Here is a 25,143-nt window from a genome sequence, read left to right on the forward strand (position 1 = left end):
CGCCGCAGCGTCGCGACAGCACGCGGCGTGCCGGACAGCCGGCCTGAGTCGGCGGCAATCCACCCATTGCGAGGAAAGGCTCACTGATCTCGACATGACAGCGCACGGCGCCACGCGCCACCGCGCGGACAGCTACAGCCGTCTGCTCCCGCTCAGCTCGGCTGAGCAGTACTGCGCCGATCGTCGGGTGGGCGGTGTCTTCACGACGCACACACCCGACTTTCGTCAGCGTGGCATGGCGGTCTACTCGGCCGTGAGGTAGAAGCGGTAGGTGACCACCGCGGGGATGGTCACGTTGAGCTTCCCCCGCCGTGGTGGTCAGCATCTCCTCGTATCCCAACAGAGCGCCGGAGCGCGGATCGACGATCACGGTGTACTGGGCGGGCAGGCCGTGGCGTTGGTCGTGATCGAGAAGGCTTCCCCGGTGCGTCCAGCGCGGTCAGTGACGGTTCCGGTGACGGTGATGCCGGGGAGGTCGGCAAGAAGTCTGAGCACTGCGGCGCGCTGAGCGGGGTTCAGCAGCCGCAAGCCAGCGAGCTGGGCGACGTCCTCCAGGTACTGCACCCGGCGCCTGAGCCGGGGACGTGCCTCAAGCGTCCCCACCCGGACTGCAGCAGCCGCCAGTACTCCGTCTCCAACTCGAGCCGGCCCTTACGCCCTCGTCGTCCCATCAACACGCCTCACATGATCAGGTGTGCGGGCCGTCGGCAGGTCGGCATCTTCATCAACCGGCTGCGACGAGAGAAGCAGCCGCGTATCAGTCGGCAGTCGAGCAGCAGCGGCCCCACCGATGATCATGGCGGAGAATGTGTGCCACCGCCTGTGAGCACCCTTGGTGACGGCAGCCGCTGGAAGTGCCGGGACGAGCACCGCAAACTCCGCATCGACTCCAAAGAGATCGACGACGGTTGCCGTGATCACGGGAAGCACACCCCGTTTGCCGAGGTCAGGAGCGCGCGCGGATGGGCCTGCTCCCAATCTGCTCCCAACTTACGGGGCGGCAACGCGAAAGCCCGTCACCGGGGGTTCCGGTGACGGGCTCGCTACCTGCAAATATTTATGATGGGCGATACTGGGGTCAAACCAGTGACCTCTTCGGTGTGAACTCTCGGCGAGCGGGTCGGATCGGGCTCGATGCGAGGTCAGACGGCCTGCTGAGGCGCTTCTCGGCTCGGTTCGGCTGGCACCGCTGCTGTACTTCACTGCTGTACTGCTGGCATCAGACGAGGCGCTGGATACGGACCTTCGGGCGCTCGTTTCTGAGGTGGCCTTGCTTGTGCTGGCGGACCTGCTCGTCCCAGACCTCCTGGTCGTAGTCCGGGTCGGGCGGGATCCACTTGTGCGAGCCGTCGCTGTAGTGGAACTTCTCGTCGCCGGGCCGCAGAATGCTCATCGGGTCCAGCCGAGGAATCGGTGGTGCAGGTGGCCGGCGGGGACGTGGGCCAGGTCCTGGGCTGCATCGACGAACTGGGCGGCCAGGTAAAGGGCCAGCGACACCGGAGCACGGTCATACTCCGCTCGCAGCTCCCGCCGCCGGGTCGGGCAGGGCCACTCCCCCGCACAGCCGCCGCACGTCCAAGCCGGCTTGATCGGGTGGTGAGTGGTCATCGCGGGCCGTCCTGGCTGGGCCAGTGGCCGCGGTTGATAGGGATGCGGTGGCGGCTTCGGCACGGCAGGGCCGCGCCGCAGCGGCAGATGTGGCGCCAGTGCCGCCAGGACCACACGGGCCGATGGCGACGGGCGAGGGTGAGCGCTGCCGCCAGGACGTACTCGTCGTAGGAAACGCGCTTCATCGGCTCGCCCCAGCGGCCGGGGCCACGAACCGCCGAGCTGGGGAATTGGAAAGGAAGCACTGCCGCCTCCTGGTGCCGCAGGTGTCCGGAGGCGTGGATGCCCGATCGCAGGGTGCGCCGGACATCCACACCGGCGAGGACGACCCACAGCGCCAACCGGGGGAATCGACCTCCTCGGCAACCTCCCATAGGTACCGTTGGGTAGTCAAGGGCTGGCGTAGGTGGTCTACTCGTGTTGCCAACCGAGGGGAACACCGTGCCACCGCGTTACCGATACGAGCAGATCGCCGACGACCTCGCCGAACGCATCGCGACCGGCGAGTTCCCGCCTGGCTCCAAGCTGCCCAGCCGCCGAGAATTGATCGAGCACTACGGCGTCACCGAGCCCGTGATCGACCGAGCGATGCAGGTGCTAAGGATCAAGGGAATGACCGAGACCCTGCCAGGCGTGGGCGTCTTCGTCGCGGAGTAGGCCGCGCGGCCCGGATCCCTCGCTTTGTAAGTTCTGGGCGCTCTGTCCGGTGGGGTCCGTCCGCGTCCGTGACCTCGGGAATCTGTCTGCGCCCAGCCGCCGGCGGCTGCCCTCGTCCCGGCCGGTTGCTGTCATCGTTGCTTTCGGCAGCCACCGCAGATGGCCTACAGCTCAACACCTAGAGTGGCTGGCTGTGGATCTCGCTGAATGCCTGGAGCGGGTGCTCGGACTCAAGAATCAGCCTCTACCGGGTCCCCATGCCGCTGTTGCCGACGCGGCAGGTCCGGGCTACCGAATCTTGCACCTGAGCACCAGTGCCGAATTCTGGGAGGATCGGTCGCAGGTCAACGAGGTATGGGATCACTTCGACCGGGAGTGCCTTGTCCTGGCGGAGGCACTGATCCAAGTCTGGGGGCCCCCGGAGCGGGTCGAGCTAAGCCCAGTCCTGGACCGCTCGATGCAGGGCGAGACAGTGCCGGCCCTTGCTGGCGTCCTTTCCAACTTCGTGCCGTCCGTGTCTGTCTGGCACTTCGAAGATCGCAGCGTCTGTCTCGGCGTCGGCCAGTGGGACAGGGAACTTCCAGTCGTCCTGGTAGCCGCAGCTGGTGACCTGTAACTGTTGAAGCGGAACTAAGACGGGGCCTCCCGTGACCTGCACCAACGTGCCCGACCCGCTGGCCGCACCCCGTGCCGACCTCACGTCATTGGTGGCTGGTTGCCGACGTTTCACGCTGTCTTGTGCCCCGTGTGTGCCCCAAGCCCGACGAACGGCGCTTCCTCCAACGACGGAACCCCGTCGCCGTCGTGGCCGCCGCCGATCGCACCCAACAGCGCCTCGTTCAGCGGTCGGGGCTGTTCCATGTAGCCCAGGGCGACCATCAGGCCCGTCCCTGCCGTCATCACGCGATGGCGTTGCTGTCGGCAGCCATTCCGGCAGCGCCCTTGGCTCAGTTCGTGGAACCGCCCCGGCGAGCATGACGATAAGCGCGCTGCCGGCAGGCATTGGAACAGAATGCCCGGTCATTTCGAGAGTTCGGGTTTACTGGCACCCCACATCCCAGCCGGGCGCATAACTTAGGTAGCCGCTCCACCTGAAACGGCATACGGAACTCACGTCTGACTTCGAGCGCAATATGGGCTGGCAAAACTGGTTCTTTTAAGCGTCGAGCCACCGAATAAAGCAGGCTGTACAACATATTTTGCCCAAGTATGTGAAAATCTGGATCTCTGCCACCATATCGCCGATTAATGTAGTACCGACGCTGTCGGCAACCGTCAGAGCAGTACTTCCTATCCCTCCTACTCCCCTCGGGAAGCAGAGACCCGCACACCTGGCACGCGCGCTTCGTAGCAGCCACCAGCACATCGTAGAGCGTTACGGCTAATTCTGACGGCTGTGAGCCTCCGCAGCGGTGTTGATCAGGCAAGACCTGCTTCGCGCAGAGCTGCACTCCTATCGGATAACTGGCTAGGGCCACTCTCGCCGGCCACCACGCTTCTGGGTAAGGCGCGAGGAGGGAAGTCAGTGACTCTGCGAATTCTTTTGATCTTGGTGGCGAGTGCATGCATCGGCATTGCTCTGGGCCTCACCACTTCGACCCAGGATGGGTTCTTCGGCGCTCTCGGTATCGCCACGCTTCTTCACGCGGTGATCGAACCGAAGTCCAAGTCCCGCGAGAAGAAGGCGATATCAGGTGCTGAGCCGCTCGACTAACACCTCGGGGACCCCGGCACGTGCAATCCCGGTGCGCCATCCCGTCTGCCATCGACCCGCCCTGCTGGGAGCGGGCCGCCGCCCGGCCCGCCACGTCAAGACGGCCTTGACGCGCGTTCGGACGCTGGCGGGTCGGGTGGGGGTCTGCTCGGCTTGCCCGGGTCGAGGGCAGGTGGGATGGCTCGCGCAACCACCCACGGACCGCAACGCGCCGACGCAGCCCCGGCCATCCTGGAGCCGGAGCGCCCCCGCCGGAGGCGCAGTAACCGCAACCCCCCGACCGCCGCCAGCTCGCCGACGCGGCTGGCGTACGCTCCCCTACGCCGCGCGGGCTCGTGGCCGCGCGGCCCGGCCGGCTGCCGGCCCACCACGACCCGGTCAACGGCCCTGTCGTTCTGCGGCGGCCCCTTGGGCTTCCCGCTTCCGCGCCAGCCGCCGGGCGTGTTGCGTGGCCGGAGTCGGAGCGCCAGCGGAGCGACGGACGCGCGCCCAGGCGGCGGCGCGTGCGGCCCGTTCAGGGCCGCCTTGATAGATGTACAGAAAGTCCTCCCAGACCACCGGCAGCCGGCCGGGGACCGCTTCGGACGCACGATCACGACGGGTTGACGTGTCGAGACCCGGTGCTACTCTGGCGACCGTCGAGCACGCCAGCGCGGCCTTCCCGCCGGACCGCTGGACTCGACTCGGAGACGCTGAGCGGCCTTCCTGCCGCTGCTGGGGGACACGCCCGCCGGCTCTCGATCGCACCGGCCCGCTGTGCCGGTCACCCCCGAATCCATTAAGCGGCCCAGCACGGCCTTCGCCGTCCACGATGGCCCGGATTCGCTGACTCCAACGGGTGGAAGGGCCTGCGGCAATTCCGCCGGATGCCGACGACCAGGCTCCTCCACCCGTCCGGCCTCACCACCAGGCCGTCAACGACAGCGTCAGGAGCCATCAGCTCCTCGGGCGGGAGCGCAGCACAGGCACTTCCGCCTCCGGCGTAAGCCGCCGTCCTCGGCGGTGCCAGGAGACACCACGAACGCCACCAGCGGCAGCACCTCCGCGAGCGGTGGCGGATCGTTCCCCGTCCCTGCCACCGCTTGAGGAGAGAAAGGCATGTCCACCCTGCTCGACCTGCATCGGCCCGGCGTCGCCGCCGGCCGCGACGCCCAGGCCATGTTCCGCGCCGCCACCACCCCGGACTTCTTCGGCTGGCTGGAGCACACCCGCTCCGCCGGCGGCTGCACCCGCCCGATCCGCCTCACCGGCACCCTCACCACCGCCGAGGCAGACACCGGCCGAGTGCTGCGCGAGCAGCACACCGACGAGCTGCCCGATTGCACCCTCTACAAGGCGTGCGGCAACCGCCGCGCCGCGCAGTGCCCCGACTGCGCCTGGACCTACGCCGGTGACGCGTTCCAGGTCGTCCGCTGCGGCCTGACCGGAGGCAGAGGCGTCCCCGCCTCCGTCGCCCGGCACCCGGTCGTCTTCGCCACTTTCACCGCCCCGTCCTTCGGCGCGGTTCACCACCGGCACATCCCCCGCCACACCTGCGGCGACCGGAGGCGCTGCGACTGCCGGCCAGCTCCCTGCCACGCCCGCCGCACCGCCACCACCTGCGACCACGGGCAGCCCGCGGCGTGCTTCGCCCGCCACGACGCCGACGACCCCCAGCTCGGCCAGCCACTCTGCCTGGACTGCTACGACCACGACCACCAGGCCGTCTGGAACGGGTTCTCGGGCGAGTTGTGGCGGCGCACCAAGCAGGCCATCGAGCGCCACCTCGCCGCCCTCTGCCGCCGACGCGGCATCCCGCCCGGCCAGGTCGTCGGCGACTCCAGGCGGGTCCGGACCGTTCCGCCAGTGCGGGTGTCGCACGGCAAGGTCGCCGAGATGCAGCGCCGGGGCGCGGTCCACTTCCACGCCCTGCTGCGCCTCGACGGCGTCGACCCCGGCGACCGCGACGCCCTGGTGCCGCCGCCGGCCGGCGTCACCGTCGACGACCTCGACGCCGCCATCCGCGCCGCCGTCCGGCAGATCACCGTCACCGCGCCCGCCCACCCCGACCGACCGGAGGGCTGGATCGTGGCTTGGGGCGAGCAGGTCGACGTGCGGCGCATCGGCACCGGCGACGGGGACGTGACCGACGGGAAGGTCGCTGCCTACCTGGCGAAGTACGCCACCAAGTCGACCGAGGTCACCGGCCACTACTCGACCCGCCTCACCCCGGACACCATCGACGCCTACGCCGACCCGGAAGGCGACCACCTCGCCCGCCTCATCGACGCCTGCTGGCGACTCGGCCGCCCCACCCACACCACGACAGCCACCGGCGCCGCACCCAGCGGCGAGCGTCAAGGCCACCTTGACACCACACCGAACCCCTACGCGGGGCTGCGCCGCTGGGCGCACATGCTCGGCTTCGGCGGCCACTTCCTCACCAAGGCCCGCCGCTACTCCGTCACCTTCGGCCTGCTCCGCGACACCCGCGCCACCTACCGCCGCGCGGAGGACGACACCGCCGACACCATCACCGTCGGCGTCCTCTCCTACTCCGGGGCTGGCTGGCTCACCGACGGAGACGCGCTCCTGGCCAACAGCGCCGCTGCCGAACGCCGTGAGCGCAGACGCGTGGGACGCCAGGAACTCGCCCACGAAGCCTGGCTTGCCGGAGCCGCCGCATGAGCCACGACCTCCGCCCCCGCTGGTACTCCCCCGCCGAGGTCGCCGTGCTGCTCGGCTTCGGCATCTCCAAGGTCAAGATGAAGATCGCCACCGGCGAGCTGCGCTCCATCAAGGACGGCAAGTACCGCCGCATCCTTCCCGAATGGGTCGACGACTACATCCGCGAGCAGGTCGAACGTCAGGAGGCCGCCTGATGCCCGCCCGTGCCCGCGCCAACGGCGAAGGCTCCATCTTCCCGTACCGCAACGGCTTCGCCGCCTACGTCTGGGTAACCAAGCCGGACGGCCGGCGCACCCGCAAGTACGTCTACGGCAAGACCCGCGAGGCCGTCCACGACAAGTGGATCAAGTTGCACCAGCAGGCTAAGCAGGGCCCGATGGCGACGAGTGTCCCGACTGTCGGCAGCTTCCTCACCTACTGGCTGTCGGAGATCATCGAGCCGAACCGCGCACCATTGACCTACGCGACATACGAGACGTTCGTCCGCCGCTACATCGCCCCCGGCCTCGGAGCCAAGCGGCTCGACCGGCTCCAGTCACGCGACGTGCAGACGTGGATCAACCAGGTGGCCCGCACCTGCCAGTGCTGCGCCCAGGGCAAGGACGCTGCCCGGCCCAAGCACAAGCGGCGCTGCTGCGCGGTCGGCCGCTGCTGCCAGGCCGTCCCGTCCACACGGACGGTCAGCGACATCCGGGCCGCACTGCGGGCCGCCCTCACCCACGCCCAGGCCGAAGACCTCATCGCCAAGAACCCGGCCGTGCCGGTCACCCTCGCCACGGTCCGCCGCCGGCGTGGCAAGTCGTGGTCGAGTGACGAGGCCCGCAAGTTCCTCGAATCGGCCCGCGCCGACGAGGACCCGCTCTACGCCGCCTACGCCCTGGTCCTCGTCGTCGGTCTGCGCAAGGGTGAGGCGTTGGGGCTCACCTGGGACGACATCGACCTCGACGCGGGAGAGCTGACCGTCGGCCGCCAACTGCAACGGGTCCGGGGAAAACTGCTTCACCGCGACACCAAGACCCAGGCGTCCGACGCCACACTCCCCCTCCCCGATATCTGCCTGACCGCGCTCAAGTTGCGAAGCGAACAACGCAACGTGGCGCGAGAAACGGCCGGAAAGGCGTGGCAGGAAACCGACCTCGTATTCACCACCCGCTATGGCACACCGATCGAGCCACGCAACTTCCAACGGAGTTGGCAGACCCGGTGCGACAAGGCGGGCACACGGCCGATCACCGTCCACGACGCCCGGCGTACCTGTGCCTCGCTGCTCGCAGACCTCGACGTCCACCCGAGAGTCGCCATGCAGGTGCTCCGGCACGCCCGCTTCTCCGTGACGATGGAGATCTACACCCAGGTCTCGTCCAAGGCGACGCGGGAAGCCCTCAAGCGCCTCGGCGACTCCCTCGGCCACTGACGCCGCTGCTGTACTTCACTGCTGTACGACAGCAGAAAGGCCACCTCCCGAAGCCGGGAAGTGGCCTTTGACCTGCGTGGGCGATACTGGGATCGAACCAGTGACCTCTTCGGTGTGAACGAAGCGCTCTCCCGCTGAGCTAATCGCCCTCAGCGCCGATGACTCTACCTGATCGAGGGACCGGACCGGAAATCCGGGGTCGGCGCGTCGCTGGGTCTCGACCGCCGCCCCACCACGCCCCCGCCACGGGCACGCCAGGGTCGCCGCAGCGGCACGTCAGTTCGTCGCGAGGTAGTGCAGGGCCTCGGCGATCACGTCGATGCCGAAGCTGTACTTGAGCGACAGCCAGACCACCGTGCCGACGAAGACCAGGCCGACGCTGCCGAGCACGAAGCGTACGGCCAGCGACTGGTCCTTCACCCACTGCGTCCAGCTGTGCACGTGTCGGCGGGTGAAGCCGAGCAGCCGGCGAGCCCAGTGGAACTCGACGGCCCAGATGCCGAGGCCGGCGATCACCAGCAGCCAGCCCGGCCCGGGCAGCGGGATGAGGGCGATGCCGATGGTCACCACGAGTGCGCCGGCGATGGCGATGAAGATCTTGAGGGCGACGCGGCCGGTCGGGTTGGCCCGGATCAGGTCGAGGGTGGTGGCGAGCCGCTGCCGCCAGCGCGGACGGCGCCGCCGCTCGGCCAGCGCCGTTCCGTTGGCGCCACCCCGGTCGACCGGCGTCCGACCTGACCGGCCCTGCTGCTCCATCGGCACCCCGTACCCCCGCTTTTCGGCTGCCCGGACCGCGACTTTCGGCCCGCCCGGCGCGGCCATCGGATCCACTGAGGATCGTTTCGTGACCATTTCCTCCCCCAGTGTGGCGCGCGCCCGTCACTGCAACGGTCGACTGGACGTTACCGGAGTAAGTCGACGACTGAACCACCCGATGCCGGGCGGGATCGCGCACTGGGCAGAACCGGAAAACCCTACATGAATCCTCACATTCACGCGGACTTTCCGACCCCCTTCCCACCACTGGGTGAAGTCAGCGTATGGCGGAGCGTAGCCAGGAGTAGCACCTGAGTATGGGAAAAGCGGGACACGCGCGTTCCGCAGCGGTGCCGGGGGGAGATCGTCCATGAGTGTCATCCGACCGACGACCGTAGAGGTCGAGACGTCGCTAAGGCTCGTCGCACCTGACGCCACGGCCTTGCCGGTGCGTGCCAGTCTGCGTTACGACCCTGCTGATCCGTATGCGGTCCATGTCCTGTTCCACGCCGAATCGGCCGGTGGCGAGGCGGTCAGTTGGTCCTTCGCCCGGGAGCTGCTGGTCACCGGCCTCGACGAGCCGGCCGGCATCGGCGACGTGCGGGTCTGGCCCTGGGCCACCCCGCGCGGGGACTTCGTCGCCCTGGCGCTGTCGTCGCCCGACGGCAACGCCCTCTTCGAGGTGCCGCGCAGCGTCCTGGTGCGCTTCCTGCGGCGAACCTACGTCGTCGTCCCGCGCGGCCGCGAGGCCGAGCACCTGGACGTCGACACCGCGGTGAACCGGCTGCTCGCCGGCCGCTGAGAAAACCGGCAAGACGGGCCATCCGGGGCCGCGCGGATCTGCCGAGTCCGCGCGGCTCCGGCCCGCCAGGGGGTACGCGGGCAGCCCTCCCGCCCGGGGCCGGGCTCAGCCGTGCGTGGTGATGCCGCCGTCGACCGGGATCACCGCGCCGGTGAGGTACGCCCCGGCGCGGGACGACAGGTAGATCGCGGTGCCGGCCATGTCCTCCGGCCGGCCGATCCGCCCGAGCGGCACCTGCCCCTCGATGGCGGCCCGGGACGCGGGGTCGTCCAGCGCGAACGCCATCATCTTGCTCTCGAACGGCCCCGGCGCGATCGCGTTGACCGTGATCTGCTCGCCGGCGAGCTGGTGGGCGAGGCTGCGGGTGAGCATGTGCACGGCGGCCTTGGTCGCCGAGTACGCGTACACCTCCATGAACGGCACCCGGATGCCGTCGACGGAGCCGATGTTGATCACGCGGGCCGGGTCGTCGGGGCTGGCGGACGCCCGCAGCGCGGGCAGCAGCGCGGTGGTGAGCCGGAAGACGGCCTTGACGTTGACGGCCCAGAGCTTGTCGAACGCGCTCTCCGGGTACTCCTCCAGCGGCGCGCCCCAGGTCGCGCCCGCGTTGTTGACCAGCACGTCGAGCCGGTCGACGCGCTCCCGGACGGCGGCGGCGAGGCCCTCGGCGCCCGCGTCGCTGCTGAGGTCGGCGGGGATGGCCTCGCAGCGCCCCTCGGCGGAGAGTTCCTTGGCCACGGCCTCGCACACGTCGGCCTTGCGGGACGAGATGATCACGTGCGCGCCGGCCCGGACGAAGCCCTGGGCGATCATCAGGCCGATCCCCCGCGAGCCGCCGGTGACCAGGACCGTCTTGCCGTCTACTGAGAACAGATCCGTCATGCCCATCCCATCGCGAGTCGGCCGGGACCGCCGGGGGTGAACGCGGCCGGCCCGGCCGGTGCGACCGGCTGCGGGCGTGCCGCGACCGGACGGCTCTACCGCTCGGTAACGTAGCCCGCCGCCGACAGCCCGGACAACCCCCGCCCGCCGTCTTCGGGATGCGATGATCGTCGCCCCGGGCTACCGTCGCAGGCGATGGTCTCTTCCGGTCAGCTCTCCCCCGCGCCGCCCGACACCCCTGCCACCACCCCAGCCGAGATCGACACGCTCACCCTGGGTGACCTCGCGTCCGGCCCGGGTTGGCGGCGTCCGGTGCTGCTGGACCGGGACCTGCTCATCCTGACCGCCGGCGGACACGGCACCGCCGAGCTGGACTTCCGCGCGCTGCCCTGCCGGCCCGGCACGCTGCTGCGGGTGCGCGCCGGTCAGGTGCTGCGCTGCGCCGGCCCGCACCTCGACGCCACGGTGGTGCGCTGGGACGCCGACGCGCTGCGCGGGCTGGACGTCGACCCGGACGCCGTCCCGGCCTGGCTCCAGCTCGCCGGCGAGGACGAGGACGCGGTGATCACCGAGGTGAGCCAGCTCGCGGTGGACTGCCAGCGGCACCACGGGCTGGCCGCCGCCCGCGGCCTGCTCCGCCACCAGCTCGCCGTGCTGCTGCTCCGGCTGTCCCTGCTGCCCGAGGGCCCCCGTCCGGTGCCGCGGGCGGAGGCCGCCACCTTCCACCGGCTGTGCCGGGAGATCGAGCGCGGCTACCAGCACACCCGCCGGGTCGAGGACTACGCCGACCGGTTGGGCTGCTCGGTGCGGACGCTCACCCGGGCCTGCCTCGCGGTGACCGGGCGCAGCGCCAAGCAGGTGGTCGACGAGCGGGTGGCCCTCCAGGCGAGCCGGCTGCTGGCCGCCACCGACGAGCCGGTCGCCCAGATCGGGCGGCGGCTGGGCTTCTCCGAGCCGACGAACTTCGGGCGGTTCTTCACCCGCGAGGTCGGGATGAGCCCGGGCGCGTTCCGGGCCGCCCGTGAGCAGCCGGCGCCCGGTCCGGTCGTCCGGCCCCGTCCGCCCGCTGACGCGGTCGGCGGGCTCCGCCGGGCATGATGACGGGGTGCAGATCTCCGCGCGCGGCGACTACGCGGTACGGGCGGCCCTGAGCCTTGCCACCGCGTACCCCAGATTGCTCTCCACCCAGGCCATCGCGGCGGAGCAGGACATGCCGCGCAAGTTCCTGGAGGCGGTGCTGGCCGACCTGCGGCGGGCCGGCATCGTCCGGGCGCAGCGCGGCGCGGAGGGCGGTTACACGCTGGCCCGGCCGCCGCGGGAGGTGACCGTCGGCGCGGTGCTGCGCGCGGTGGAGGGCCCGCTGGCCGGGGTCCGCGGCCTGCGCCCGGAGGAGACCAGCTACGAGGGCGCTGCCGAGAACCTGCCCGGGCTCTGGGTGGCGGTGCGGGCGGCCGTGCGACGGGTGGTCGACGAGGTGAGCCTCGCGGAGATAATCAGTGGCCGGCTGCCCGCCCACGTGCGTAGGTTGACCGCTTTGCCCGACGCCTGGGAGCCGCGCTGATGCCCACCCCCACCCTGCAGACCGACCGGCTGCTGCTGGAGCCCTACGGGCCCGACGACGCCGAGGACTTCGTCGCCCTCTTCACCGACCCGGAGGTGGGCCGGTTCATGGGCGACGGCCCGATGGCGGCCGAGGCGGCCGGCGCACTGTTCGGGCGGGTCTTCACCAAGGTCTACGCGGCCGACCTCTTCGACGTCTGGGCGGTCCGCCGCGAGGGCCGGTACGTCGGGCACGCCGAGATCAAGCGGACCGACCAGGTCGACGGCCACGAGCTCGTCTACGCGCTGGCGAAGCCGGCCTGGGGCGCCGGCCTCGGCACCGAGCTGGCCCGGGCCCTGGTCCGGTACGGCTTCGACACCCTCGGCCTGCCCCGGGTGTACGCGACGGTCGCCGACGCCAACCACGCCTCGCTGGCGCTGCTGGGCAAGCTCGGCTTCGTCCACGAGCGCGACATCGCCGAGGACGACGGCAGCGTCACCCGCGTCCTCGCCGTCGGCCGCGCCCCCGCCTGAGACACCCGGCGGCCTGCCGGTGGTCACCACCCACAGCAGGTCCTGGGCGGCCCGGTCCAGCGCGAGCGGCTCCCCGCCGGGCGGTGGCGCGGCGGACGCGCACCCGTCCGCCGCGCGCACGCCCGACGCCGCCGAGCCGGTCACGCCGGCGCCGCAGTGACCGCGCCGGTGTAGCCGCCGCGGTGGTAGACCAGCGGGTCGCCGTCCTCGCCGCCGCCGAGGGCGAGCGGCTCGGCGACGAAGAGGGTGTGGTCGCCGGCCGGCAGCCGGTGCACGATCCGGCAGAGCAGCCGGGCCAGCACTCCGGTCAGCAGCGGCACCCCGAACGGCCCCGGCGTCCAGTGCGGGTACGCGGCGAACCGGTCCACCCCGCTGGTGGCGAAGACCCGGGCGGCCTCCCGCTGGCCGGCGCCGAGCAGGTGCACGGCGACGTGCTCGGCCCGGGCGAGCACCGGCCAGCTCGACGAGGCGACGCCGAGGCAGAACGAGACCAGCGGCGGGTCCAGCGAGACCGAGGTGAACGACGTGGCGGTGAACCCGACCCGGACGGGCTCGCCGAGGCCGCCGAGGCAGGCCGGCTCGACGGTGCCCGGGGCGACGGCGGTGACCACCGTGACCGTCGCGGCCTGCCGGCGCAGCAGCGCCCGGTACAGGTCCCGGTCCACCGGCAGCAGGTCGGCGGTGTCCGCCCGGGGACGCTCGACGGTGGTCACGCCGGCACCAGGGCCGGGGCGGCCTGTGCGGCGCGGACCTCGTCGCGCAGCAGCGCCCAGATCTGGTGGCGGTGGTGGCGGAAGGCGTCGGAGGAGCGGACGTCCGCCACGGCGTCGCGGTCGCCGAGGTCGATGTCGACGACCTGCTTGATCCGGCCCGGCCGCGAGGTCATCACCGCGACCCGCCGGCCGAGGTGGACCGCCTCGTCGATGCCGTGCGTGACGAACACGACCGTCTTGCCGGTGCGCTCCCAGATCCGCACGAGGTCGTCCTGCAACGAGTCGCGGGTCTGCCCGTCGAGGGCGCCGAACGGCTCGTCCATCAGCAGGACGTCCGGGTCGTGGGCGAGGCTGCGGGCGATGGCCACCCGCTGCTTCGTGCCGCCGGAGAGCTCGTGCGGGTAGCGGTCGGCGAACCCGGTGAGCCCCACCAGCCCCAGGTAGTGCGCGACCAGGTCGGCGCGTTCGGCCCGGGGCACGCCCCTGGCCTCCAGTCCGTACGCGACGTTGCCGGCGGCGGTGCGCCAGGGCAGCAGCGCGTACTGCTGGGAGACGATCCCGCGGTCCAGGCCGGGCCCGGTGACCGGCCGGCCGTCGACCAGCACCTGCCCGCCGGTGGGCCGGGACAGCCCGCCGAGCAGGTCGAGCAGGGTGGACTTGCCGCAGCCGCCGGGCCCGACGACGACGAGGAACTCGCCGGGGCGTACGCCGAGGGTGACCTCGTCCAGCGCGGTGACCGCGCCGGGGGACGCACGCCGGCCGGCGCGGGCCGGGAAGGTCTTCGTCACCCGGTCGAAGAGGATCTTGTCGGTGCTCATGCCGCCACCCGGCCCACGGCGGTGACGGGGGCCGCGGAGAGGGCACGCGGACGGGTACGACGGGGTGAGTCCATGGGAGTCTCCTGATCTGTCCACGACGCGGTGGAGGAAAGCCCGACGAGGGGCAGGGAGGCACGCGCCGCTCCGCGTCGAGCGGACGGGCGGGCGAAGTGCGGCGATGGGGCCGGGCCGGGGTGGTGCCGGTCAGCTCAACAGAGCGCGCTCGCGTGCCGGACCAGGTCGACGTGCACGCGAGCGGTGAGGAGGAGCTCGTCCCGCTGCGACATGACCTCATGGTGCCGGCGGGCGTACCGGCCGGTCAACGTCCTTCCAGAAGATGAGATCGGGGCCGCCGCTTTCGTCATCTCCCCATCCACACCAGGGTCCACCGACCCGTAACACCCATCTGGTGGATAGGGATTGTCGGCCCTGCGGGCACCGTCCACGACAGACCGGGACGGGTTTCGGAAATCAGCGCTCCGGGCATGTTCGGTTCCGTCAGGACAGGGAAGGGAATCGAAGGGAGCCCCGCGATGGGTCTGATGTTCCGCAAGCGCAAGAAGTACGGCCCGATCATCCTGAACTTCACCGAGAACGGCTTCTCGTCCTGGAGCATCAAGATCGGCCGCTGGTCCTGGAACTCCCGGGCCAGGGCGCACCGCGTCGACCTGCCGGGCCCGCTGTCCTGGAAGCAGGACAAGTCCCGGGCGTGACGTCCCGAGGTCGCGCGGGGTGCCGGTGGTCTCCACCGGCGCCCCGCCCGACGTTCGGGCCGCCATCGCCCGAGGAGTGGCGCCGGCGCGGAAGAAAGGCGCTGTCGGGCAGGAGTGGCGCCGTCGCTCAGGTGTTGCGCCGGCGCGGAGGGCTCGGCGTGGAACGGGCCGGCCGCGAACCCGTCGACGCGGTCAGGGAGTCGACCGCGCGTCCCGGCCGGTGACGACCACGTCGCCGCCGAGCCGGCCGTGCTCCGGGTCGCGGGTCACCTCCCCCGCCCCGAGCAGCCCGGTCAGCGCCCGGACGGCGTCGGCCGAGCGGTAGACGGTCGCGGTCAGGGCGTACCGGCGCAGCTCGGTGACCGTACGCGGGCCGGAGCGGGCCAGCTCGGCCAGCAGTTCCCGGCGCAGCGGCCCGGGCTCGGGGACCAGCGCGATGTCGAGCAGCCGGCCGGCCGGGTCGGCCGGGTCGCGGTAGCGGACCCCGGCGAACTCGTCGACCGCCCAGAGCGCCTCCTTGAACGCCTCCAGGCTCTTGTCCGAGCCGGTCGCGAGGGCGAGCAGCCGCGCGGGCCCGCCGTCGGCGGGCACCAGCTCCACCTCGGTCGCCAGCGGGAAGCCGGCGTCGGCGAGGGCGCCCCGGGCGGGTGCGCCGGGCGCGGTGGCGAGCAGCACCTCGGCCGGCCTGCCGCCCGCCGCGGCGGTCAGCACGGCCGGGTCGGCGGGCCCGTCCACGTACGACAGCAGGGGCCCGCCGGTCGCGCCGGCCGCCTTGAGCGCCACCGGCAGCCGGGCGGTCCCGCCGGGCACCAGGTGCACGGTGGCCTCGGCCGGCAGGTCCGCCTCCACCGCGCCCAGCCGGGCCGGCAGCTCCTCGGTGCCGGCGGCGAGCACGAGCACGGTGAGCTGGCGGCCCCGCAGCCGGTCGGCGTACTCGGCGACCACCCGCAGGGCGGCCTCGGCGGAGTCGGCGTCGCCGTCGTCGTACGCCAGGGCGACGGTGACCCGGCGGGCGCGGTGCAGCGCCCCCGGCAGCCAGGTCTCCAGGTGTCGGACGAGCAGCTCGCGCAGGACGGCGTCGGTCGGCATGCTGCCGTTCTACCGCACGCGGCCCGGGCCGGACGCCGCTCCCCCGGGCCGGGCGCCGCTCCCCCGGGCCGGGCGCCGCTCCCCGGGCCGGACGCCGCCCGGGCCCGAGGGCGGCCTCGCCCGGGGCCGGCCGGGCAGGGGATCCGCCGGGACGGCCGGCTCAGGCCGGGACGGAGATGCCCACCCCGCCGCGGGTCTGGCCGCCGTAGCGCCGCCGCTCGGCGGCCAGGTCGAGCCGGCCGATCCGCTTGCGGGCGGCCAGGGCGGCGTCGTCGAGCCGGTCGGCGGGCACCAGCCAGACGATCTCGAACTCCAGGCCGTCCGGGTCCTGCCCGTAGAGGCTCTTGGTGGTGCCGTGGTCGGAGGTGCCGACGAGGGCGCCGGCCGCCGCGAGCCGCTCGGCGGTGACGGCCAGCTCGTCGAGGGTGTCGACCTCCCAGGCCAGGTGGTAGAGCCCGACGGTGCCGCGGCCGGCGGCGGAGCGGCGCGCGCCCTGGCCGACCTCGAACAGGCCGAGGTCGTGGTCGTTGGTGGAGCCGGGGGCCTGGAGGAAGGCGGCGCCCCGGAAGCCGTCCGGGGTCATCGGGATCTGCCGGAAGCCCAGCACGTCGCGGTAGAAGGCGACGCTGCGGGCGAGGTCACTGACGTAGAGCACGGCGTGGTTGAGGCGGTGGATTCCCATGTCACCGACGCTAGCGCGATTTGGTTGAACATTCAACTACCGGGCGTATGATGGTGGTCATGACCCGCTGGCTGGACCCGGACGAGCAGCGCACCTGGCGTGCGTTCCTGACCGCCTCCCGCGCGCTGATGGAGACGCTCGACCGCGAGCTGCAACACGACGCCGGGATGCCGCACGCCTACTACGAGATTTTGGTCCGGCTCTCCGAGGCGCCGGAACGGCGGCTGCGGATGAGCGACCTCGCCGAGGCGAGCGGCTCCTCCCGCAGCCGGCTCTCGCACGCCGTGGCCCGGCTGGAGGCGGCCGGCTGGGTCCGCCGCGAGGAGTGCCCCTCCGACCGGCGCGGCCAGATCGCCGTCCTCACCGACGAGGGCTTCGCGACCCTCGCCGCCGCCGCGCCCGGCCACGTCGAGGGGGTACGCCGGCACCTGTTCGACGCGCTGAGCCCCGCCCAGGTGGACCAGTTGCGCCGGATCAGCGAGGCGCTCGTCGACCACCTGACCGGATCCTGACCAATCCACTCCGGCCCGGGTCTTGTACTTACCGTCGTCGGGTGAGCACGATGGGGCGTGCCTTCCGGCTTCGGGGAACTGACTGACCAGGCGCACCACCTGGTGTCCACCGGCGACCTCGCCGGCGCCCAGCGGCTGCTCGCCGACGCGCTGACCGACGCCGACCCGCGCCCGGCCAACGCCACGCCCGAGCTGGCCGAGGCCGCCAGCCTCCAGGCCCGCGTGCTGGTCGCCCTCGGCGAACCGCACTCCGCCCGGGGCTGGGCCGCCTTCGCGTACGCGGCCACGAACAGGTTGCACGGGCGCTCCGACCAGCGCACCGTGGCCGCCGCGGCCACCCTGGCGGCGGTGCTGCACCGGGTCGGGAGCTGGTCCCGCGCCGCCCGGCTCTACCAGGAAGTGATCATCGAGCTGACCGCCCTGGACGGCCCGGAGTCGCTGCGGGTGCTCGCCGCCCACGCCGACCTGGCGACCGTGGAGTACGCGCGCGGCCAGTGCCAGGTGGCCCGCGACCGGCTCCAGGACGCCTGGGAGCTGCACCGCGAGGTCTACGGCGACGGGCACCCCAGCGGCATCAAGATGCTGGCGCGGCTCGGGGCGATGCAGCGCGACTGCGGGCAGTTCGCCGAGGCGCACGACAACCTGGCGCTGGCCCGGGAGCTCTGCCGGCAGCACCTGCCGGCCGACGATCCGCTGGCGGCGCAGGTGGCGACGCTGGCCCGGGCGGCCGCCAGCCCGGATCATGTCTGCGCCGACACCGCCCCCGTCGGGCGGGACGACCCGATCGTGCCGGCCGCGCGCACCCCGCCCCCCGGTGACGCGCAGACGGCGTACCACCCCTCGCAGCCGGGCTACCGGCCGGCCGGGCCGGACCCGTACGAGCCAGACCCGTACGACCCGGACCCGTACGAGCCGGCCGCCGGGCAGCCGCATCCGGTGCCGACGCCCCGCCAGCCGGCCGAGGACCCGGCGCGGGGCTGGTGGCCCCCGGAGCCGGCCGCCGGTGAGCAGCCGGCCGACAGCGCCGTGCCGCCGTCGGTCGTGCCCCTGGCCGGGGCCGAGGAGGCCGACGGGGTGCACCGGGTCCGCCAGCACGGCACGCCCGCGGAGCCCCACGAGCCGTACCAGCCGTCGCGGCTGCTGCCGGTGCCGGTGCACCGTGCGCCGGCCCGGCGCGACAACCGGCTGCTGCCCCTGGTCGTCGGCGGCGTCGCGGTGGTGTTGCTCGGCACGGCGGCGGTGGTCGCCGGGGTGGCCGGGATGGACGGTGACGACGGGCCAGCGCCGCCGGCCGCGACCGGGGCGTCGGCCTCAACCGGGACCGGCGCCGGTCCGCCGGCCACCACGGCCGGCCCGCCCGCCGCCGGCCCGACGGCCGGTGCCGCCTCCCCCGGCACCCCGCCGGGCGGCGTGACGCTGCGCGACAACCGGGACAACGTGACGCTGCGCTGGACCTATCCCGCCGGGGGCGAGGGCCCGGTTGTCATCTCCGGCGGCCGGGTCGGCCAGGCGCAGACCGCGTTCGCCAACCTGCCCGCCGGCACCACCGACTTCGTCGTCTACGGCCTGAACCGCAGCACCGACTACTGCTTCACCGTCGCCGTCGTGTGGTCCACCGACTCGATCGCCCGGGCGGAGGAAGTCTGCACCAAGCGCCGCTGACCCGGCCGTGTCGTCCGTCGTCCGTCGTCCGTCGCAGAGTACGTCCGTCAGTGGGCCTGGCGGGTGCGCCGGCAGGTCGCACCGTGACGTCGGCCGCCCTGCTCGGCCCCGACATCGCGGTCAAGCAGGGAGGCCTCGGCATGGCCGTCGCCGTGCTCATCGACGCCACCATCATCCGGATGGTCCTCGTCCCCGCGGTGATGGAACTGTGCGGCAGGGCCAACTGGTGGATGCCCGGACGCCGGGCGCCGAAGGCGCCCTCGGCGGCACAGGCCAGGGTCGCGGCAGAGGTCAGCGGCTGAGCCTTCCTGGTAGTGGGAAGCGCGGGGAGCCCTCGGCGGTTTCCCCGCGCTCCCCGTGCGAGGCTCCGAGCGGACTACTGGCGGTGTGGTCGACGGCGGAGCGCGGCGGCCTGTGCGCCGGTCAGGGCTGCTCCGGGTCCGGCAGGGCCGGCAGCGCGAGGCGGACGCGCAGCCCCGGCCCGCCGTCCCGGCCGGGGTGGGCGTCGGTCAGCTCGACGCGCCCGCCGGCCCGGCGGACCAGTTCCCGCACGATGGCCAGGCCCAGGCCCGCGCCGCCGTCGTCGCGCGCCCGCGCGTCGTCCAGCCGGGTGAACCGGCCGAACACCCGCTCCCGGTGCGCGACCGGGATCCCCGGCCCGTCGTCGGTCACGGTCACCAGGTGGTACGCCGCCACGCCGTTCTCCCGGCCGGCGGCCAGCACCACCTCGGCGCGGGCGTGCCGGACCGCGTTGTCGACCAGGTTGGCCAGGATCCGGCGCAACTCGTCGGGGTCGCCCTCGGTCCACAGCGGGCCGGCCGGCGCGTCGAGGCGCACCGGCGGGGACGGGTACCGGCCGGCCACCGACGCGAGCAGCGCGCCCAGGTCGACCGGCCCGGTGGCCCGCGCCGGCGGGCGCTCGTCGAGGCGGGCCAGCAGCAGCAGGTCGTCGACGAGCCGACCGAGCCGCTCGGTGTCGGCGAGCAGGTTCGCCGACACGGCGGTCCAGTCCGTCCGGTCGGCCAGCCGCCGGGCCACCTCCAGCTCCGTACGGATGTTGGCCAACGGGCTGCGCAGCTCGTGGGCGGCGTCGGCGACGAAGGCCCGTTGCCGGTCCCGGGCCGACTCCAGCCGGCCCAGCATCCCGTTGAGGGTGACCGCCAGCCGGTGGATCTCGTCCTGCGAGGCCGGTACGGGCAGCCGCCCGCCCCCGTTGCGCCCGGTGATCTCCTCGGCGCCCCGGCGCAGCGTCTCCACCGGGCGCAGGGTGGCCCCGACCACCCGCCAGGCGACGGCGGCGAGCACGGCCACCAGCAGCGGAAAGCTCACCAGCAGGATGGTCCGCACGACGTGCCCGCTGTGCCGCGCGTCCGCCAGCGAGCGGGCCACCAGGACGGTGAGCGGCTCGGCGGCCGTGCCGGCCGGCACGGCCACCACCCGGACCGGCCCGGCCAGGTCGATCCGCTCCCCCGACACCGTCAGCCGCTGCCGCGCGCCGGCCTCGATCCGGTCGGGCGGGACCATCGGCACGAGCCGGTCGGCGTCGATCGAGGCGGCCCGCACCCGTCCCTGCGCGTCGACCACCTGCACCCGGACCTGTCCCCCGGCCACCGGCAGGGGGTCGGGCAGGGCGTCCTCGGCGGCCAACAGCGCCACGGCGTCGGCGGTCCGGAACGCCTCGGTGTCGACGGCGCGTTGCAGCGACCAGCCGAGTACGCCGAGCAGGACCAGCCCGCCGACGGCCAGCCCCAGCGAGACGCCCAGTACCCCGACCACCATCAGCCGCCCCCGCAGCCCGAGCGCGGCACGCAGCCGCCGTGTTAGCAAGGGCCCCTTCCTATACCGGCGGCGATAGGAAGGGGCCCTTCCTTCGCCCGTCATGTGGCGAGCCGGTAGCCGGCGCCCCGGACCGTCTCCAGCCGTTCACGGCCGATCTTGCGCCGCAGGTAGCCGACGTAGACCTCGACGGCGTTGGGCGCGGTCTCGTCGCTGGCGTCCCAGACGTGGTCCAGCAGCTCGGTCTTGGAGACCACCTCGCCGGGGCGGCGCATCAGGTAGTCCAGCAGCGCGAACTCGCGGGCGGTCAGCGCGACCTCGGCGTCGGCCCGGGTCACCCGCCGCCGGGCCGGGTCGAGCCGCAGGTCGCCGACCGCGAGCACCGTGGGGCGTTCGGGCGCGCCGCGGCGCAGCAGGGCCCGCAGCCGGGCCAGCAGCACCACGTACGAGAAGGGTTTGGTGAGGTAGTCGTCGGCACCGCAGTCCAGCCCGTCGGCCTGGTCGTACTCGCCGTCCTTGGCCGAGAGCATGAGGACCGGCAGCCAGTGCTCCTCGGCGCGCAGGCGGCGGACCACCTCGTAGCCGGAGAGGCCGGGCAGCATCACGTCGAGGATCATCGCGTCGTAGCCGCCGTGCCGCGCCGCGTCGAGCCCCGCCGGGCCGGTCGCCGCCACGTCCACCGCGAACCCCTCGGCCTGCAGCCCCCGTTGCAGGGCGGACGCCAGCCGGGACTCGTCCTCCACCACCAGCACCCGCACGCAGTCAAGGGTGCCACCCCCGCGCGGGTGGCCGTACCGTCGTCCTCAGCACCCTCACAGCGTCGAACGGGCAGGATGTCATCAGGAGGTGTCACATGTCCGTCCTGAAGAGCCGTCCCGTCCTGCGGTGGCTGGTCCCGGCGACCGCCGTCGTGACCGTCATCGGCGGCGGCGCCGCACTCGGCACGTTCGCCGCCCAGGCCGAGCCGAGCCTGCCGCCGCGCACCGCCGCCCAACTCCTGGTCGACCTGCAGACCTCCCGGTTGGAGGGGCTCTCCGGCACGGTCGTGCAGCGCGCCGACCTGGGCCTGCCGCCGCTGGCCGGGCTGGTCGGCGGCGACAACCTGACCGGTCTGCTGACCGGCACGCACACGCTGCGCGTCTGGCACTCCGGCCCGGACCGGCAGCGGATCGCCCTGCTGGACACCCTCGGCGAGCGGGACGTCATCCGCAACGGCCGGGACGTGTGGACCTGGGACAGCCGGGCCAACGCCGCCACCCACCGCACCCTGCCAGTGGGCGAGGGCGAGGCCGCCGCCCCGGAGTTGCCGGCCACGCCGCAGGACGCGGCCGACCGGGCCCTCGCCGCGATCGACCCGAGCACCGAGGTGAGCGTCGGCCGGTCCGCCACGGTCGCCGGGCGGGACGCGTACGAGCTGGTGCTCGCGCCGCGCGACGCCGCCTCGCTGGTGCACCAGGTGCGCATCGCCATCGACGCGCGCGAGCACGTGCCGCTGCGTTTCGAGGTCTTCGCCGACGGCAGCGACCAGCCGGCCTTCGAGATGGCCTTCACCGAGGTGTCGTACGCCCGGCCGGACGCCGACCAGTTCGCCTTCAACCCGCCGCCCGGGGTGAAGGTGACCGAGGAGACGGTCGGGGAACGCCCGGCCGGCACGCGCAAGGATCGGGCGGGCGACGGCGAGCGGCCGGACGTGCGTACGGTCGGCGAGGGCTGGGGCACTGTGGTGGTCGCGCGGCTCGACGGCGCCGGCGCGCCCGGCGGCCCCGGCAAGGCCCCTGCGGCCGGCGCCGGCCGCGAGCCGGCCGGCGAGGCGGCGGCGCTGCTCGGCGCGCTGCCCGCGGTCAGCGGCGACTGGGGCAGCGGGCGGCTGCTCACCGGGAAGCTGTTCAGCGTGCTGCTCACCGACGACGGCCGAGTGATCGCCGGGGCGGTGACCCCGGAGCGGCTCTACGAGGTGGCGAAGGGCTGAGCGGAGTCGAGCGATCGGGGGTCCGCCACGCGGCGGGCCCCCGACTCGTCCGTGGGGCGCCGCATGACGTGGCCCGGCGCGCTTGGTCCGGGCGGCCGGGACGCGGTATCTTTCCCAGTTGGCGCAACAAAAAGGAACGGCCCTCGAAAGCCGTTCCGAGAGAGATACTAACCAATTGGGAGACGGCTTGTCAAGGCATTCCGCCGATTCCGCTGAATTGCAGTCCGACGACGAGATCGGCCGCGAACAGGAATACGTCTCGATGCTCTACCGGCGGCTGGACGGGTTGCGTGAGCAGGCGTCCCGCCGGCTGACCGAGGAGCTGCGGGCGACCGGCGGCACCCAGCAGGCCCGTTCCCAGCGCGACAGCGCGGTGCGGATGTACGCCGATCAGATCGAGCAGTTCGCCGCGGTGGAGAACGGCCTCTGCTTCGGCCGCCTCGACACCGACGAGGGCGGCCCCCACTACATCGGCCGGATCGGCATCTTCGACACCAGCGGCGACTACGACCCGCTGCTGATGGACTGGCGCGCCCCGGCGGCCCGCGCCTTCTACCTCGCCACCGCAGCCAACCCGCAGGGGGTGCGCCGCCGCCGGCACCTGCGCACCCGGGAGCGCAAGGTGACCGCGCTCAACGACGAGGTGCTGGACCTCGCCACCGCCTCCCCCACCGCACACGAGGAGCTGACCGGCGAGGCGTCGTTGCTCGCCGCGCTCACCGCCGGCCGGACCGGCCGGATGCGCGACATCGTGGAGACCATCCAGGCCGAGCAGGACCGGATCATCCGCGCCGACCTGCCGGGCGTCCTCGTGGTGCAGGGCGGCCCGGGCACCGGCAAGACGGCGGTGGCGCTGCACCGCGCGGCGTACCTGCTCTACACCCACCGGCAGCAGCTCTCCACCCGGGGCGTGCTGCTGGTCGGCCCGAACGCCACGTTCCTGCGCTACATCTCGCAGGTGCTGCCGGCGCTGGCCGAGACGGGCGTGCTGCTGCGGACGCAGGGCGACCTGTTCCCCGGCGTCAGCGCCCGGCGCACCGAGCCCTCCGAGACCGCCGCACTGAAGGGCCGGGCGGTGATGGCCGACGTGCTGGCCGCCGCCGTGCGGGACCGGCAGTGGGTGCCCGACGAGCCGCTGGAGATCGAGCTGCCGCAGCAGGAGGTGCTTCGGCTCGACCCGGAGACCGTTCGCGCCGCCCGGGACCGGGCCCGCCGCTCCGGCCGCCCGCACAACCTGGCCCGGGCCCTCTTCGACGTCGAGATCGTCCACGCGCTCGCGGCCCAGGTCGCCGAGCGGATCGGCGCGGACCCGCTGGGCGGGGAGAACCTGCTGGAGGAGGCCGACGTCGCCGAGATCCGCCGCGAGCTGCGCGAGGAGCCCGAGGTGCGGGCCGCCCTGGACCGGCTCTGGCCGGTGCTCACCCCGCAGCGCCTGCTCGCCGACCTGTACGCCGACACCGAGCGGATCGCCGCCGCGGCGCCCATGCTCACCGACGCCGAGCACGCCCTGCTGCACCGCGAGCCGGGCGGCTGGACGCCGGCCGACGTGCCGCTGCTGGACGAGGCGGCGGAGCTGCTCGGCGAGGACGAGCGGGCCGCCGCCGCGCGCCGCGAGCGGATCCGGGCCATGCAACGGGAGTACGCCGAGGGCGTGCTGGAGATCGCCCGCGGCTCCCGGTCGATCGACGTGGAGGACGAGGCCGACGGCGGCGAGATCCTCGGCGTGACCGACCTGATCGACGCCGACCGCCTGCTGGAGCGGCAGGAGGAGGCGGAACGGCTGACCACCGCCCAGCGGGCCGCGGCCGACCGGAGCTGGGCGTTCGGGCACGTGATCGTCGACGAGGCGCAGGAGCTGTCGCCGATGGCGTGGCGGCTGCTGATGCGCCGCTGCCCGAGCCGCTCGATGACCATCGTCGGCGACGTGGCGCAGACCGGGGCGCTGGCCGGCACGCCATCCTGGGCCGACGCGCTGGAGCCGTACGTGGCGCAGCGCTGGCGGCTGGAGGAGCTGACCGTCAGCTACCGCACCCCGGCCGAGATCATGGCCGTCGCCGCCGACGTGCTCGCCGAGATCGACCCGGCGCTGCGCCCGCCCCGCTCCGTACGCTCCGGCGGGGTGCCGCCGTGGGACCGCACGGTGGCGCCGGAGCGGCTGGCGGCGGAAGTGGTCGACGCGACGACCCGGGAGGCGGCCGGCCTCGACGACGGCCGGCTCGGGGTGATCGTGCCGGCCGGCCGGGTCGACGAGCTGGGCGCCGCGGTCACCGCCGCCCTGCCCGAGGCGGCCGTGGGCGAGCACCCGGAGCTGGAGAGCCGGGTGGTGGTGCTCACCGTCGCCCAGGCCAAGGGCCTCGAATTCGACTCGGTCCTGCTGGTCGACCCCGACCGCATCGTGGCCGAGTCACCGCGGGGCCACAGCGACCTCTACGTCGCCCTCACCCGCGCCACCCAACGCCTCGGCGTCCTCCGCCCGGCCTGATCCTTGCGGGCGTGTCGTGGTGGGGGTGTGGGGGGTGTGGCCCACACCCCGTCGGTGGTCGCGCGCCGTCCGTGCCTGGATGCCGGTTGTGCGGTACGGCTGTCGTGAGGCGTCCGCGAAGCGCCGGTGAGGCGTCGGCGTGGGGTCGGTGGGG

At 73.1% G+C, this 25,143-nt stretch carries 30 protein-coding genes and 1 tRNA gene; 17 read left to right on the plus strand and 14 right to left on the minus strand.

Annotated features, from left to right (window positions below; all coding sequences use genetic code 11):
• On the plus strand, positions 1-262 hold a 262-nt coding region (locus tag ACGF5G_RS20970; protein WP_393265065.1), incomplete at its 5' end, for a hypothetical protein.
• A gap of 104 nt (positions 263-366) precedes the next feature.
• Here ACGF5G_RS20970 and ACGF5G_RS20975 read toward each other — a convergent pair.
• From ACGF5G_RS20975 to ACGF5G_RS20985, 3 genes are all read right to left on the minus strand, one after another.
• A complete protein-coding gene (locus tag ACGF5G_RS20975; protein WP_393265067.1) occupies positions 367-564 on the minus strand; it encodes a hypothetical protein in 198 nt (65 codons plus the stop codon).
• A gap of 655 nt (positions 565-1,219) precedes the next feature.
• Complete coding sequence (locus ACGF5G_RS20980; protein ID WP_393265069.1) at positions 1,220-1,393, minus strand: hypothetical protein; 174 nt, start codon at positions 1,391-1,393, stop codon at positions 1,220-1,222.
• Entirely contained in the window at positions 1,390-1,608 is a 219-nt protein-coding gene (locus ACGF5G_RS20985) for a flavin reductase (RefSeq protein WP_393265072.1), read from the minus strand. Before ACGF5G_RS20985 ends, ACGF5G_RS20980 begins: the two co-directional genes overlap by 4 nt.
• A 441-nt stretch (positions 1,609-2,049) precedes the next feature.
• Here ACGF5G_RS20985 and ACGF5G_RS20990 point away from each other — a divergent pair, with 441 nt between their 5' ends.
• Positions 2,050-2,265, plus strand: coding sequence for a GntR family transcriptional regulator (locus ACGF5G_RS20990; protein ID WP_225853629.1), 216 nt, complete (start codon positions 2,050-2,052; stop codon positions 2,263-2,265).
• A 193-nt stretch (positions 2,266-2,458) separates the two neighbouring features.
• Entirely contained in the window at positions 2,459-2,881 is a 423-nt protein-coding gene (locus tag ACGF5G_RS20995) for a hypothetical protein (protein ID WP_393265074.1), read from the plus strand.
• A 110-nt stretch (positions 2,882-2,991) separates the two neighbouring features.
• Here ACGF5G_RS20995 and ACGF5G_RS21000 read toward each other — a convergent pair whose 3' ends face one another.
• Entirely contained in the window at positions 2,992-3,165 is a 174-nt protein-coding gene (locus tag ACGF5G_RS21000; RefSeq protein WP_393265076.1) for a hypothetical protein, read from the minus strand.
• A gap of 625 nt (positions 3,166-3,790) precedes the next feature.
• Between ACGF5G_RS21000 and ACGF5G_RS21005 the strand changes: the two genes are divergently transcribed.
• The 4 genes from ACGF5G_RS21005 (at position 3,791) to ACGF5G_RS21020 (ending at position 8,060) form a co-directional block, all read left to right on the plus strand.
• A complete protein-coding gene (locus ACGF5G_RS21005; RefSeq protein WP_393265078.1) occupies positions 3,791-3,979 on the plus strand; it encodes a hypothetical protein in 189 nt (62 codons plus the stop codon).
• Between the two features lie 1,098 nt (positions 3,980-5,077).
• Entirely contained in the window at positions 5,078-6,646 is a 1,569-nt protein-coding gene (locus tag ACGF5G_RS21010; protein WP_393265079.1) for a replication initiator, read from the plus strand.
• Positions 6,643-6,840, plus strand: a complete 198-nt coding sequence (locus ACGF5G_RS21015) for an excisionase family DNA-binding protein (RefSeq protein WP_088995191.1) — start codon at positions 6,643-6,645, stop codon at positions 6,838-6,840. Before ACGF5G_RS21010 ends, ACGF5G_RS21015 begins: the two co-directional genes overlap by 4 nt.
• Positions 6,840-8,060: a tyrosine-type recombinase/integrase gene (locus ACGF5G_RS21020; RefSeq protein ID WP_393265081.1), complete on the plus strand. Its 1,221-nt coding sequence runs from the start codon at positions 6,840-6,842 to the stop codon at positions 8,058-8,060. Before ACGF5G_RS21015 ends, ACGF5G_RS21020 begins: the two co-directional genes overlap by 1 nt.
• Positions 8,061-8,137: 77 nt before the next feature.
• Here the strand turns inward: ACGF5G_RS21020 and ACGF5G_RS21025 are convergent.
• Positions 8,138-8,209 (minus strand) — tRNA-Val (locus ACGF5G_RS21025).
• 127 nt (positions 8,210-8,336) lie between these two features.
• Complete coding sequence (locus ACGF5G_RS21030; RefSeq protein WP_393265587.1) at positions 8,337-8,882, minus strand: TIGR02611 family protein; 546 nt, start codon at positions 8,880-8,882, stop codon at positions 8,337-8,339.
• 304 nt (positions 8,883-9,186) lie between these two features.
• On the opposite strand from ACGF5G_RS21030, the gene ACGF5G_RS21035 reads away from it, so the two are divergent.
• Positions 9,187-9,618, plus strand: coding sequence for an SsgA family sporulation/cell division regulator (locus tag ACGF5G_RS21035; RefSeq protein ID WP_007457244.1), 432 nt, complete (start codon positions 9,187-9,189; stop codon positions 9,616-9,618).
• A gap of 105 nt (positions 9,619-9,723) precedes the next feature.
• On the opposite strand, the gene ACGF5G_RS21040 is transcribed toward ACGF5G_RS21035, so the two are convergent.
• A complete protein-coding gene (locus ACGF5G_RS21040; RefSeq protein WP_393265084.1) occupies positions 9,724-10,500 on the minus strand; it encodes a glucose 1-dehydrogenase in 777 nt (258 codons plus the stop codon).
• Between the two features lie 195 nt (positions 10,501-10,695).
• On the opposite strand from ACGF5G_RS21040, the gene ACGF5G_RS21045 reads away from it, so the two are divergent.
• Genes ACGF5G_RS21045 through ACGF5G_RS21055 form a run of 3 tightly spaced genes read left to right on the plus strand, consistent with a single transcriptional unit; the run spans position 10,696 to position 12,573 of the window.
• Complete coding sequence (locus ACGF5G_RS21045) at positions 10,696-11,598, plus strand: helix-turn-helix transcriptional regulator (protein WP_393265087.1); 903 nt, start codon at positions 10,696-10,698, stop codon at positions 11,596-11,598.
• Positions 11,599-11,605: 7 nt separating this feature from the next.
• Positions 11,606-12,061 (plus strand): Rrf2 family transcriptional regulator, encoded by a 456-nt coding sequence (locus ACGF5G_RS21050; protein WP_334605641.1) that lies wholly within the window; start codon positions 11,606-11,608, stop codon positions 12,059-12,061.
• Positions 12,061-12,573, plus strand: a complete 513-nt coding sequence (locus ACGF5G_RS21055; RefSeq protein WP_393265090.1) for a GNAT family N-acetyltransferase — start codon at positions 12,061-12,063, stop codon at positions 12,571-12,573. The genes ACGF5G_RS21050 and ACGF5G_RS21055 overlap by 1 nt, the downstream gene beginning before the upstream one ends.
• A gap of 140 nt (positions 12,574-12,713) precedes the next feature.
• Here the strand turns inward: ACGF5G_RS21055 and ACGF5G_RS21060 are convergent, their stop codons facing one another.
• The 3 genes from ACGF5G_RS21060 to ACGF5G_RS21070 all read right to left on the minus strand — a co-directional run bounded on the left by ACGF5G_RS21060 (position 12,714) and on the right by ACGF5G_RS21070 (position 14,469).
• Positions 12,714-13,286, minus strand: a complete 573-nt coding sequence (locus ACGF5G_RS21060; RefSeq protein ID WP_393265092.1) for a flavin reductase family protein — start codon at positions 13,284-13,286, stop codon at positions 12,714-12,716.
• Positions 13,283-14,104, minus strand: a complete 822-nt coding sequence (locus tag ACGF5G_RS21065) for an ABC transporter ATP-binding protein (RefSeq protein WP_393265095.1) — start codon at positions 14,102-14,104, stop codon at positions 13,283-13,285. The genes ACGF5G_RS21060 and ACGF5G_RS21065 overlap by 4 nt, the downstream gene beginning before the upstream one ends.
• Before the next feature lie 209 nt (positions 14,105-14,313).
• Positions 14,314-14,469, minus strand: coding sequence for a putative leader peptide (locus tag ACGF5G_RS21070; RefSeq protein ID WP_393265097.1), 156 nt, complete (start codon positions 14,467-14,469; stop codon positions 14,314-14,316).
• A 168-nt stretch (positions 14,470-14,637) separates the two neighbouring features.
• Between ACGF5G_RS21070 and ACGF5G_RS21075 the strand changes: the two genes are divergently transcribed.
• Positions 14,638-14,817, plus strand: a complete 180-nt coding sequence (locus ACGF5G_RS21075; RefSeq protein WP_350706667.1) for a DUF4236 domain-containing protein — start codon at positions 14,638-14,640, stop codon at positions 14,815-14,817.
• Between the two features lie 192 nt (positions 14,818-15,009).
• Here the strand turns inward: ACGF5G_RS21075 and ACGF5G_RS21080 are convergent, their stop codons facing one another.
• Together ACGF5G_RS21080 and ACGF5G_RS21085 are read right to left on the minus strand one after the other, a co-directional pair.
• Positions 15,010-15,906: a hypothetical protein gene (locus tag ACGF5G_RS21080; RefSeq protein WP_393265100.1), complete on the minus strand. Its 897-nt coding sequence runs from the start codon at positions 15,904-15,906 to the stop codon at positions 15,010-15,012.
• Between the two features lie 160 nt (positions 15,907-16,066).
• Positions 16,067-16,588 carry a VOC family protein gene (locus ACGF5G_RS21085; protein ID WP_393265102.1) on the minus strand — a complete coding sequence of 174 codons (522 nt, stop codon included), beginning with the start codon at positions 16,586-16,588 and terminating at the stop codon, positions 16,067-16,069.
• A gap of 50 nt (positions 16,589-16,638) precedes the next feature.
• On the opposite strand from ACGF5G_RS21085, the gene ACGF5G_RS21090 reads away from it, so the two are divergent.
• From ACGF5G_RS21090 to ACGF5G_RS21100, 3 genes are all read left to right on the plus strand, one after another.
• The gene (locus tag ACGF5G_RS21090; RefSeq protein WP_357703536.1) at positions 16,639-17,100 is read left to right on the plus strand and encodes a MarR family transcriptional regulator; all 462 of its coding nucleotides are present in this window, start codon (positions 16,639-16,641) and stop codon (positions 17,098-17,100) included.
• Positions 17,101-17,157: 57 nt separating this feature from the next.
• Positions 17,158-18,762 carry a tetratricopeptide repeat protein gene (locus ACGF5G_RS21095; RefSeq protein ID WP_393265103.1) on the plus strand — a complete coding sequence of 535 codons (1,605 nt, stop codon included), beginning with the start codon at positions 17,158-17,160 and terminating at the stop codon, positions 18,760-18,762.
• 83 nt (positions 18,763-18,845) lie between these two features.
• Positions 18,846-19,064, plus strand: coding sequence for an MMPL family transporter (locus ACGF5G_RS21100; protein WP_393265105.1), 219 nt, complete (start codon positions 18,846-18,848; stop codon positions 19,062-19,064).
• 121 nt (positions 19,065-19,185) lie between these two features.
• Here ACGF5G_RS21100 and ACGF5G_RS21105 read toward each other — a convergent pair whose 3' ends face one another.
• The gene (locus ACGF5G_RS21105; protein ID WP_393265590.1) at positions 19,186-20,541 is read right to left on the minus strand and encodes an ATP-binding protein; all 1,356 of its coding nucleotides are present in this window, start codon (positions 20,539-20,541) and stop codon (positions 19,186-19,188) included.
• Positions 20,542-20,639: 98 nt separating this feature from the next.
• Positions 20,640-21,296 carry a response regulator transcription factor gene (locus ACGF5G_RS21110; protein WP_350685874.1) on the minus strand — a complete coding sequence of 219 codons (657 nt, stop codon included), beginning with the start codon at positions 21,294-21,296 and terminating at the stop codon, positions 20,640-20,642.
• Positions 21,297-21,391: 95 nt separating this feature from the next.
• On the opposite strand from ACGF5G_RS21110, the gene ACGF5G_RS21115 reads away from it, so the two are divergent.
• The gene (locus ACGF5G_RS21115; protein ID WP_393265107.1) at positions 21,392-22,507 is read left to right on the plus strand and encodes an outer membrane lipoprotein carrier protein LolA; all 1,116 of its coding nucleotides are present in this window, start codon (positions 21,392-21,394) and stop codon (positions 22,505-22,507) included.
• A gap of 262 nt (positions 22,508-22,769) precedes the next feature.
• Positions 22,770-24,989: a HelD family protein gene (locus ACGF5G_RS21120; RefSeq protein ID WP_393265592.1), complete on the plus strand. Its 2,220-nt coding sequence runs from the start codon at positions 22,770-22,772 to the stop codon at positions 24,987-24,989.
• The last annotated feature ends 154 nt before the right edge of the window (positions 24,990-25,143 follow it).

This window comes from Micromonospora sp. NPDC047730 (genome assembly GCF_043204765.1).
Classification (GTDB): domain Bacteria; phylum Actinomycetota; class Actinomycetes; order Mycobacteriales; family Micromonosporaceae; genus Micromonospora.